Below are 3,779 nucleotides of genomic sequence, written 5' to 3'. Positions count from 1 at the left end.
AGCGTCACGCTTCTCGCGGCGGCGGGCCATCTGCACGCCCTACTGACGGAACACCTCGCGGGGGCCGGATCGGACGGACCATCCTTCACGTCCGAGCGCTGATGTCAGATTAGCCAGCGGCCACGGGCTCGCGACATGATCACGCGCGTGGCTGACTGCTCCCATCGACACCGTGATCGCGGACTCACTCCAGTCGGACGCTGCGGGGTCGGACGAAGTCAGTGGGCCGAGTGCATCAGGCTGGCTTCGATCGATGGACGGAGCAGCCAAGAGACCTTAGTCGGTTGGCAGGGCTTTGTCTGTCGGCCGAACGTCCTACAGACACGGAGCTTGCGGGTGGGCGAAGCTATAGCTTCCAGTTACTCAGGGAGATAGCTCATGACGAAGAAGTTCTTGACAGTATCGTCACGCGGGGCGAAGGCGCTGATAGCCGAGGACGGCCACCAGGTCGAAAGTGATACATTTCATTTATGATGGTGTGGATCGTGTACTTGGAAGAAACTCCTGGTTTCATCGGCGTCTTTGACGTCGAAAGCGACGCGTACGAATTCCAGGAAAAGTATGCGGCTGATAGCGGACTCTCAGTTCTGCTTACCCCCGTCTCTGTGCCTTATCGGGTCGCGGGAACAGATGGGCCTCTTTATTCGCAGTAGACGCTACGACTCCCCTACCGCGCGTCAAGCGGCTCGAGTGTCTAGCGGAAGTTTTAGTTGACTAGAAATAGGTATTCAAAGATGAGACACCGTCACCACCACAAATTCGGTTTTATTTTCGCTGGATCATTGATCCTCGGGATCGTAGCAGCCGGCGGCAGCCCGGCTTACGCGGCATCATCAGGGAACGACGCGCCCGACCTCCCGCCACTCACAGCGGTGAGCTCGGCGGACGTTCCCGACGAGTACCTCGTCTACCCGGATGGAACACCGCTTCCTGCCGATGCGGTGGTGATGACGGACGCGGAGATGGATGCACTTGGGTCGGACACGAGCATCGGCGCTCCTGAATCGACGCCAGGTGCGACCACGAGAGCGACGGTAGTAGGAAATTGTCATTTTGCGGTGGGACAAATGTGGAAGAGATCATCCGGACAAGGGTTCCCCTCCGGTTCAGTGGGCGCGAAGCCAGCAATCTCTAGTTGTTGGGGAGCCGTCACCAAGACGTACATCAGGTCAATCGTTTTCATGCATAACGGGTGGCTCTGGGTTCCCGTTACTGAAGCCTTCGAGAGTTTTGGCACGTGGAACATGGTGCAAAAAAGTGTCCAGTACAAATGCAATGGGACCGGGCAGCACACGTTCCGCGTTGTCTCGTATTTCAAAGCCTCTGGGGCCAAGGATGTCACCGCTGCGTCAGCTCAGCTCAGCTCCGGCGATTACAAGCTCCAGTGCGGCTAAAGAACTGTCTGATCTCATGACGCGGTGAGCAATCGCTGCACTGAACCGCGAGCTGGCCCGTCACCCTCGAACCCGTCACCGTCATCTCGGACTACGAACGACGACTGCTCTCGAACAAGACGCTCGTCCACGCACTCGAGTCCGCATCGGTGGAAGTCGAGCGAGGCAATTCGTTTCGGCTGAACGTCGACACGTCGCCGCTGACCAGCAATACGAACAAGGACCACGTTCGCACGTGGTCCTTCTTCGTATTGCTGAGCGATCCAACGCTGCGAACAAGCGAGATCGGCTACTCGACGCAGCAGGTGCGCGACCTCGAGCGACTCGGTGTGCTCCCCGCCGCGGAGCGCGGTGCGAACGGGTACCGGCGGTATCGGATGCCGCATGTCCTGGCGCTGCACGCCTATCGGGCGTTGGCGACGGCGCTCGGTCCGGTGCCCGCGCGTCGACTGATGCCCGCTCTCATCGGCGGATCGGTCGAGCAGGCGGCGGAGCGGATCGACACCCTGCACGCGGATCTCGCCCTCGAACGCTCACGGGTGCGCGCGGCCCTGCGCGGACTCGAGGACGCGGTGGCGGAGGCCGACGACCCGTTCGTCGAGGACGATGCCATGGCCATCGGCGAACTCGCCCAGGCGCTCGGCGTCCGCTCCTCCGCACTGCGGCACTGGGAGCGAGAAGGGCTCGTGCGCCCCCTTCGGCGTGCAGGATCGGTCCGCTCCTACGACTCCGCTGGGATCACCGAGGCGCGGATCGCCGCCGCCCTGCGTTCGGGCGGCTACGGCATCCCCGCCGTTTCGCGGATCATCGACGAGGTGCGCGCGCACGGTGACACCGCGCAGGTGCAGCGCATCCTCACGGAGCGATTGGCGGACCTCACGCGCCGCAGCGTCACGCTTCTCGCGGCGGCGGGCCATCTGCACGCCCTACTGACGGAACACCTCGCGGAGGAGGAGGGGTCGTCGCTCACGTCCGCGCCGGGATCTGCGCCAGGACCTCGGGGATCAGCGGATTCTCGTCGAGGGGGTCGGTGATGACCGCGGCGATCGCCTCGAACGGCAGTACCGGGTAGCGCGAGGCGGCGCCGATCTTCTCGTCGCTGGCCAGCACGATGGTCGCGGCGCATCGGGAGGCGATCGCCCGCTTGGTGACGGCATCGTCGAGTTCGCCCGTCGTGAGACCGTGTCGGGGGTCGACGCCCGTGACGCCGACGAAGAACACGTCGGCAGCGAGGTGCTGGATCGCCTCCATCGCGAGTCCTCCGCCGGCGACGAGAGAGTGTCGGGCGAGCTCGCCGCCGATCATGATCACGCGCGCATCCGAGTGCTCGGCGACGGCCAGGGCGACGGCAGGACTCGGGGTGATGACCGTGATGTCGGTGCCGGAGGGAAGCAGTCGCGCCATCGCGAGCGTGGTGGTGCCGGCATCCAGCACGATCGTCGATCCGGGGAGGATGGTCGTGACCGCCTGGCGGGCGACCCGCTCCTTGCTCTGGGTCGCCAGATCGTGGCGCTCGCGCACCGGGCGATCGGCCGCGGCGATGGGCAGCGCGCCGCCATACACGCGCTGGAGCCTTCCCTCGTCGGCGAGCTCGCGGAGGTCGCGACGGATGGCGTCTTCCGATACTCCGAGTTCATCGGCCGCAGCCTTCGCCACGACCCGTCCCTCGCGGGTGAGCACGTCGAGCAGGTGGTCCTTGCGCTGAGCAGCGAGCATACGTTTCCTCACGAAGTTGCACGTTTATGCATGATTCAGACTACAGTCATCTCCATGATGAAGCCACTCCTGATCCTGATCGCCGGCCCCTACCGTTCCGGCACGAACGGCGACCCCGCCCTGATCGCTCGCAATCTCGCGCGCCTGGAGGAGGCGTCCGGTCCGATCTTCCGCCTCGGCCACGTGCCGATGATCGGGGAGCGGGTCGCATTGCCGGTCCTGCGCACCCTCGAGCCGGGCGACTCCGGCGAGGGCGACGTCATGTACGAGACCGCCCGCCGACTGCTCCTGCACTGCGACGCGGTGCTGCGGCTGCCGGGGGAGTCGTCCGGCGCCGACAAGGACGTCGAGATCGCCCACGAGCTCGGGCTGCCCGTGTACCGGTCGCTCGACGAGATTCCTGCAGCTTCGACTCCGTAGGCTGGAGGCATGACCAAGAACCTCTGGACCATCCTCGGCGTCATCCTCGCCGTCGTGATCGCGTGGTGGATCGTGAGCGCGCTGTTCTCGGTCCTCGCGTTCATCTTCAAGCTCGGGATCGTCGCGGTCGTGGCCGTGGTGGTCTTCCTCGTGCTGCGAGGGATCTTCAGCCGCAGCGACGACTGACCAGACGTCACCGCGGGTAGGTCACGCCGCTCAGCCGCTCCGAGAGGTCCCAGCTGCGCGCGG

Annotated in this window: 4 protein-coding genes; 3 read left to right on the top strand and 1 reads right to left on the bottom strand. The window is 64.6% G+C overall.

From position 1 onward, the window contains the following. The first annotated feature begins 1,543 nt into the window (after nt 1-1,543). Nucleotides 1,544-2,428 (top strand): MerR family transcriptional regulator, encoded by an 885-nt coding sequence (locus DSP71_RS00615; RefSeq protein WP_258546191.1) that lies wholly within the window; start codon nt 1,544-1,546, stop codon nt 2,426-2,428. On the opposite strand, the gene DSP71_RS00610 is transcribed toward DSP71_RS00615, so the two are convergent. Then, nucleotides 2,361-3,110, bottom strand: a complete 750-nt coding sequence (locus DSP71_RS00610) for a DeoR/GlpR family DNA-binding transcription regulator (RefSeq protein ID WP_046748558.1) — start codon at nt 3,108-3,110, stop codon at nt 2,361-2,363. The genes DSP71_RS00615 and DSP71_RS00610 overlap by 68 nt on opposite strands. Before the next feature lie 54 nt (nt 3,111-3,164). On the opposite strand from DSP71_RS00610, the gene DSP71_RS00605 reads away from it, so the two are divergent. After that, nucleotides 3,165-3,530, top strand: coding sequence for a DUF4406 domain-containing protein (locus tag DSP71_RS00605; protein ID WP_113680103.1), 366 nt, complete (start codon nt 3,165-3,167; stop codon nt 3,528-3,530). A gap of 9 nt (nt 3,531-3,539) precedes the next feature. Continuing rightward, nucleotides 3,540-3,716, top strand: coding sequence for a hypothetical protein (locus DSP71_RS21770; RefSeq protein WP_046748560.1), 177 nt, complete (start codon nt 3,540-3,542; stop codon nt 3,714-3,716). Nucleotides 3,717-3,779 lie beyond the last annotated feature (63 nt).

The organism is Microbacterium sp. H6, assembly GCF_003314775.1.
Classification (GTDB): domain Bacteria; phylum Actinomycetota; class Actinomycetes; order Actinomycetales; family Microbacteriaceae; genus Microbacterium; species Microbacterium oxydans.
The sequence above is the reverse complement of the archived record's forward strand: the minus strand, read 5'-3'. Positions and strand labels throughout refer to the sequence as shown.